This is a genomic window from Streptomyces sp. ADI96-02 (assembly GCF_003846185.1).
Classification (GTDB): Bacteria; Actinomycetota; Actinomycetes; order Streptomycetales; family Streptomycetaceae; genus Streptomyces.
This window is the reverse complement of sequence record NZ_ML123035.1, coordinates 60,016-66,840: the sequence shown is the minus strand read 5'-3', so window position 1 is coordinate 66,840 and position 6,825 is coordinate 60,016. Positions and strand designations below refer to the sequence as shown.

Here is a 6,825-nt window from a genome sequence, read left to right as displayed (position 1 = left end):
CTTAGGGCCCGCCCCGCCGGCCCGAGGGTCCGGACGAGCTCCACGCGGCGGCGCTCCGCCTCCAGCACGTGCGGTCCGCGCGACAGGTCGATGAACAGCTCCCGGTCGTCGCGCGAATTATCCATAAGGCGACCGTGGCGAATGCATATCTGCCATGTGTCCGGGCTGATCAGCCACACGGATTCACCGGCCTCCCGCGCGGCAGCACACAGTGCGCACCCCCGCACCAGGTATCCGCCGCGCGGCTTCCAGGGCCACCTCCACAACGGTTGCCCCGACTTCCCGTCGGACAGCAGATGCTCCTCGCCGAGGCTGGGAAGCGCCCGGACCAGCTCCTCCACAGGACGGCCGACCAGCGCGGCCAGACGCTCCCGGGCCGCCCGGTTCACATACAGCTCCGTGTACCGCGGATCGACCTCCGCCGCCGACAGCCCTTCGCCGACACTGTCCAATAGCCGACCGACCGTCAGTCCGTTGTGCGAGGCGAGCCGGGTCACGTAGGAACCGGTCGATTCCCCGGCCAGGAAGCGCGGCCGCAGCGGCAGAGCCCGCACGTGCTCCCGCACCGCACCCCTCCAAGCCCGCGCTCCTGACCCTTTCGCGCCCGCGTGCCGGACTGTGATCTCGGCAACGACGAGGCGCGATGACTTGGAACAGAGTACTTAGCTGGCGCAAAGTCGATGTAGCGCCCAGGGCAGTGCTCTGCACCACACCCCTGGTGCGATGCCCCGCGCAACCGCCTCGACCGAAGGCCCGCAGCCCCATGACACACCCCGCCGTCCAGCTGCGGGACCATCAGCGCGACGCCTTCAGGGCCGCTGTCCGCAGCCTCGCCCACATGCCCCGCGTCACTGTCATCTCGGCCACCGGCAGTGGCAAGACCCTCACCGCTATGCGTGTGGGCGAACACTTTGCGAACGACGGCAACATTCTCGTGGTCGTCCCCTCGCTGAACCTGATCAGCCAGACCGCAGCTCACTGGGCCCGGGACAGCGTGGTCGAGAACATGCTCGGCGTCTGCTCCCTCACCCCCGCACAGGCCGGCACCGTCCGCCTCCCCCTGACGACCGCGCCCCGCCGCATCGCCGAGCTCATCGCCCAAAGCTGTGGACCCACCGTCGTCTTCGCCACCTACTCCTCCCTGCCCGCGCTCACACGCGCCCACAAGAAGCACCGCCTGCCGCGCTGGTCCATCGTGATCATCGACGAAGCCCACCGCAGCAGTGGCAACAGCGGCAAACAGTGGGCAGCCGTCCACGACGACGCCGCCGTCCCCGCCCGGCGGCGCCTCTACATGACCGCCACCCCCCGCACCTGGACGCTCCCCGACCCCACGAAGAGCCGCCGGAAGACCACCGGCCCGCAAAAGCCGCCCGAGCCCCTCGCGTCCATGGACGACCCCACCATCTACGGACCCGTCGTCTACCGCCTGGGCCTGGCCGACGCCATCGACCGCGGCATCCTCGCCAACTACCGCATCGTCGTCCCCGTCATCAACGACGAGGAACTACGCGAAGTACTCCAGACCCCAGGGGTCGCACGGCACATCGACGGACTGCGCCTGTCCGCCCTCCAGGTCAGCCTCCTGCGCGCCATGGCCACCCACAAAGCGCGCCGCGTCATCTCCTTCCACAGCCGCATCGTCAACGCCCACCAGTTCAGCCGGACCCTCCCCGACACCGTCGCCGCGACCACCCGCAGCACCGGAATCCGCAAACTGTGGACCTACCCCCTCCACAGCAGCCAGCCCACCAGCGAACGCGCCCACCGCCTGGCCGAGTTCGAAAACATCCCCCTGCTCACCAACAGCACCAGAATCCCCGGTGCCGTCGACGGCGCCGTCCTGTCCAACGTCCGGGTTCTGGGAGAAGGCGTCGACGTGCCCGATGCCGACGCCATCCTGTTCGCCGACCCCAAACGCAGCCCCTCCGACATCATCCAGGCCCTCGGCCGCGCCCTACGCCAGCCCCCAGGAGCCGGCAAGGTCGCCCTCCTGATCATCCCCATCTACGTCGGCCGCCGCCAGACCACCGAGAAAGCCCTCGAATCGTCCGCGTACCAAATCCTCTGGGAAGTCCTCAACGGACTGCGCGAACACGACGCCCAACTCTGGCGCCGATTCGGCGACCCCCACCGCGACACAGCCGCCGACCCCCTACCCCCGGCACCCGAGCGCGCAGCCGAGATCGCCCCGCTCACCGGCCTGCGCGCCCACGAGGTCGACACCCGCGTATGGGCAACCGGCTGGGCAGCCGCCGTCGGCTACTACGAGCGCCACCACCACCTCAACGTTCCCAGCGAGTACACAGACCCCTTCAGCTACCCCCTCGGCCTGTGGATCGGACAGCAGCGCTCCCTCTACGCCAAAGGCGACCTCGCCCCCGACCGGGCCCTCGCCCTGGAAACCCTGCACATATCCTGGCCCCACCCCCCTCGCAGCTTCGAAAGCCGCCTCACCCAGGCCATCGCCTTCGCCGACACCCACGGCACCCTCACCGTCACCACCGCCCCCAGCACCAGCGACGGCCCCATGTACCGCTGGCTCCACCGCCAGCGCGCCCTCGCCGACAGCGGCCGCATGCACTCCGCGCGCAGCGAAGCCCTCAAAGCCGTCGACCCCTGGTGGAACCCGCCCTGGGGCATCGAATGGCAGCACGACTACACCCACGTCTGCCTCCAGGCCGCCAACCGGACCGCCACACGCACACCCGTATCCGGCGAAACCCCGGCCACCTGGCTGGACCACCAGATCGCACGCCAACACGACCTGCACCCCCAACAGGCCCGGCTCCTGAGCAACCTTGCAGCCCAGCATCCCAGCACGCACCCCCACAGCATGCTGCTCCTGCCGGCCTCCCACCCCAGGGAGCGTGCCTTCCACCGCGGGCTGAAAGCAGCCCGCCAGTTCCACAGACGCGAAGGCCACATCCAGGTCCCTGCCGGACACCGGGAGAACCTCCACGGCGACGAGGTCCTCCTCGATCGCTGGATCACCAAGCACCGCAGCGGCACCGCACAGTTGACCTCGCTGCAGATCACCGCACTGACCGCCCTGGGCATCGAACCGGAGCAAGCCCTCCGGGGAACAGTGCTCCCAGCCGGCTCCTCTGAAGAAGCGGGCGTGTGGTCGGCGGCGCCGGAACCTTCCTGGACCGCGCCCATTCGGCGGTTCGAGGGCTGACCGCCGGACCGCCCCGCCCGCAAGCGCGGGGTGGGCAGGGCCGGTATCCGGCCGTCCGGCCTCAACCGCCCACGGCACGGTGCGGGAGCCGCCGTGCACGAGCGGCTTCCGCGCCGTGCCGTGAGGCAGAGCGAAGGCGCCGGTGCTGCCTGCTCGGAGGAGCGTTGCCTGGGCACGCATCCTGATCGAGCGAGGATCTCCTAACGGCCGGTGCCGACGGGCATCCCCGCGGACCGGGTACGCCTTCCTCCTCTCTCGGCAGGGGGGGCAACTCGCCGAGCTCCACCACCAGTTGCGCTCCAAGGTGTGCCGGCGGGAGGGGCGGGAGCCGGAGCCGGCCACGGCGGTCGTCGACACGCGGTCGGTGAGGCCGGCTCCGGCTCCGGTCCGCGCGGTCTCGCGCGGCTGCGACAGCGGTCAGCAGCCAACAGTCGCAAGCCGCATACAGCGACGGACCGCGCCTGGGGTTGCTCCTGGTCGTTGCAATAGCTCGCTGCGAACGTCGCAGGCCGGCCTTGGCCTTGGCCGGCAGGGCCGGCCTGTCTATGTGTCCGCACGCATGCACTATATATCGCTTATATATTCTATTCGGTTGGATTGTCAGACCCTTCCTCTATCGTCGTTGAAGTCGTCGCGTCCGGACCGCCGGACGGGGCTGCCCGCCCCTGCCCAGGGGCAAGCAGCCTCGAACGGCACCCGCAGCAGAGCGCGTTCAAAAGGGAAGGGTGGCCCACGTGGCCGAGGACTGGTGGAGCGTTCTGGAGACCGGCCTGTTCGACGTCTTCACCGACGACAGACAGGCCGGGAAACAACGACTGACCGGCGCCGTACTCGCCGCTCTGCTGGTGGCGAGCAGCCGCGGCCCGATGTGGACGCTGTCCGACATCCGCAAGCTGCTGGCCGAGGTGGGCTACGAGAACGCGGCCGGCAACGAAGACCTCGTCGAAGTCCTCGAGGTCCTCAAGGCCCACGGATACGTCACGCCGAGCGTCGACCACACAGCGGCCGTGGAGAGCCTCAGTGACGGACGCCGGCGCCGTGAGGCGTGGGCGCTCACGCGACAGGGCCGGGTGGTCGTGGCCGGCATTCGGGACATCGCCCGTCGGCTGAACCGGTCCTTGCGGCTTCCACCGCGTCTGCTCGACGCCGTTGAGCAGACCCTTCAGGTCCTGCTGCAGCAGTACCACGAGGATCCCGACATGTTGGACCCCACCCTGGACCAGGTCCGCGCCCACCTGGAACAACTCCAGGAGGCAGGCGGAGACTTCTACAGCGCGGTAGGCTCCCTCGCGCAAGGGGACGTCACCGACGACGAGGTGTTCATCACCAGCCGCCGCCACATTCTGCTGGCCCTGCAGCACTTCGCACGCCGCACCGAGCAGTCCCTCAACCAGGTCAGGGCGGCCTTCGGCGCACTGGCCGAGGTCGGCACCAAGAACGTCGTCCACCGAGCGATCGCCGGCGCCGGCATCCTCGACCCGGCCGAGCAGCAGGCGTGGACGGCCGACCGGGAACGGGACCTGGCCGATCTCGAGGCATGGTTCGTACCCCACGGCTCGATCGAACGTCTGGTCAACGCGGCGGCGGACGCCATCCACGCCCTGCTGGGAGCCATCGACCGACGCTTCTACGCGAGTGCCCGGGGCAGCGACGTCGGCGAGGACTTCCGCCAGATCGCCCGGATGCTGCACGCCCAGCCCACCGAGGCCGGCACTCAGCAAGTGTTCGCCGCGGCCTTCGGGATCTGGCCCGCCCGGCATCCCGTGGAAGCCGTCGAAGAGTCCCTCGCCCCGCTTCACGCTGCTCACAGCGCAGGCAGCCACACCATCAAGCTGGTCCTGCGGCCCCATGACCGCGGTGCGCGTTCCACCGGAGCGCCCCGCAAGGTCGTCGACCTCACCGAGCAGCGGCGAGCGGCAGAAGCCGCCAACGAAGCCGAGATCGCGCGCACGGAAGCGATCGCCAGAGCACTGGCCACGCCCGGAGTGGTCCCGCTGACCCACTTCACCGGACTGGACATCGCGCACGCCGAAGTCCTCGTGGACCTGCTCGAGGAAGCCCTCAACAGCTTCGACGACACGGCAGGCACGGGGACAGCCGCCACGGTGGGGGCTGAACTGACTCTGTGGGTCGGCACGCCAGGACACGCGGTGAGCGTCGTGCTGCAAGAAGGAGAGCTGATCGCCCGCGACTTCCTCATCCGCATTCGATGCACCCCGCCGCGAGAAGGAGAGGAAGCGGCATGACCACCACACCCCCCGCCCCGGCCGGCAATCAGCTACCGCTCAGCCCCGAAGCCGAGCCGGTGGTGGCAAGACTGCTGGGCCACCAGATCCTGGCAGAGGAGGACGACCCCGAACAGTTCCGCCTGGCCTGTCACCACCGACACGAGATCACCCGCTGGTTCAGCGAAAACCCCGGCTGGCGCTTCCACATCGAACGCCAAGCAGGCATCGGCCGCCTCTACAAACGGCACTACGACCCACCTGCCGGCCGCGTCCCCCTCCTGCACCGCAGCAAGCCGTCCGCCCGCATCCCCGTCTCTCCTCTCGTGCAGATCCTGACCGCCCTGATCTGCGAACAGATGTGGCGTGCTACTCAGACCACGTTCAACCACCTCCAGCGCGCCGTTATCCAGGCATGCGGCACCGAAGCCTCAACAGGCCGGCTTCCCCGATTCCAGCCGGTCGCCACCGCAGGACAGAAGCAAGCCACCGCCGCCGCACACCGCATGGCATTCATCGACGCCCTGCGCCTCCTGGAGTCCTGGCACTTCCTCACCTCCGACCAGCCCCTGAACGTCCTCGAACAGGACACCGACGCAGACCTGACCATCACCGCACGCCGCGAACGCCTCGCCCTGCTGATCGCCTGCCCAGCACCCTCTCTCCTCCCGATCGACCTGGACGACCCCGACAGCCACATCTCCGCCCTCTGCCCAGACCAGGCACCCCCGCCCGAGGACGCACTCCCCATCGACACGGCACGCCACCACCGCCACACGGCACTGCGCGCCGTCCTGGACAACCCCGGTCTCGCGCCCGACCCCGCCACCGGGCCAGGCGCCTACCTCTCCTCGTGGAGCGGCCGCGAGCAGGCCCTGGACGTCGCCGCGGCCGCCGGTCTCGCCTGCACCGTCCGCCAGGACTGGTGGATGATCACCGACCCGGCCGGACACACCACGGACCTCACCTTCCCCCGCAGCCGCACCCTCGAGCAGCAAGCAGCCCTGCTTCTGCTCCAGGCCCTGACAGGCCGGGACGACCCCATGGCCTGGTTCGGCCTCCACTGGGCCACCGACGTACTCACCGAGCACCTCAGACAGCGACCGTGGTGGGCCCGCAACTACCAAGGCACAGGAAAGACCAGAAACCTCGCCACCGCCGCGGTACACCACCTGCTCTCCATCGGTGCGTGCACCGCCGACCCGCCGCCCGGCACCGGCTGGCAGCCCACACCCGCCATCCACCTTTGGCAACTCAGCATCACCGACGCACCCCGCCCGCACCCGGCCACCGAAGCCCACGAGGAACACAGCCGAGATGAATGACGCCCCCCGCCACCACCACCTGGCTGACGCGGCCGGACCCTTCACCGATGTACCGACCCTCGACCCGCACCCCACCGCCCGAGGTCGGTGGCAG

General features: G+C 69.5%; 4 protein-coding genes. 3 read left to right on the top strand and 1 reads right to left on the bottom strand.

Going from position 1 to position 6,825, the window contains the following annotated elements; genetic code table 11:
• Positions 1-566, bottom strand: a 566-nt coding sequence (locus EES43_RS30350; RefSeq protein ID WP_206430225.1) for a TniQ family protein, incomplete at its 3' end; no start/stop codon positions are given.
• A gap of 77 nt (positions 567-643) precedes the next feature.
• Here EES43_RS30350 and EES43_RS30345 point away from each other — a divergent pair.
• The 3 genes from EES43_RS30345 (at position 644) to EES43_RS30335 (ending at position 6,731) form a co-directional block, all read left to right on the top strand.
• Positions 644-3,181 (top strand): Helicase associated domain protein, encoded by a 2,538-nt coding sequence (locus tag EES43_RS30345; RefSeq protein ID WP_124272257.1) that lies wholly within the window; start codon positions 644-646, stop codon positions 3,179-3,181.
• A gap of 734 nt (positions 3,182-3,915) precedes the next feature.
• A complete protein-coding gene (locus EES43_RS30340; RefSeq protein ID WP_241192745.1) occupies positions 3,916-5,427 on the top strand; it encodes a DUF2397 family protein in 1,512 nt (503 codons plus the stop codon).
• Entirely contained in the window at positions 5,424-6,731 is a 1,308-nt protein-coding gene (locus EES43_RS30335; RefSeq protein ID WP_124272255.1) for a DUF2398 family protein, read from the top strand. Before EES43_RS30340 ends, EES43_RS30335 begins: the two co-directional genes overlap by 4 nt.
• The last annotated feature ends 94 nt before the right edge of the window (positions 6,732-6,825 follow it).

Excerpts from the sequence above, each read along its gene's own strand:
- EES43_RS30345 (WP_124272257.1), top strand. The coding sequence starts at position 644 with ATGACTTGGAACAGAGTACTTAGCTGGCGCAAAGTCGATGTAGCGCCC.
- EES43_RS30335 (WP_124272255.1), top strand. The coding sequence starts at position 5,424 with ATGACCACCACACCCCCCGCCCCGGCCGGCAATCAGCTACCGCTCAGC.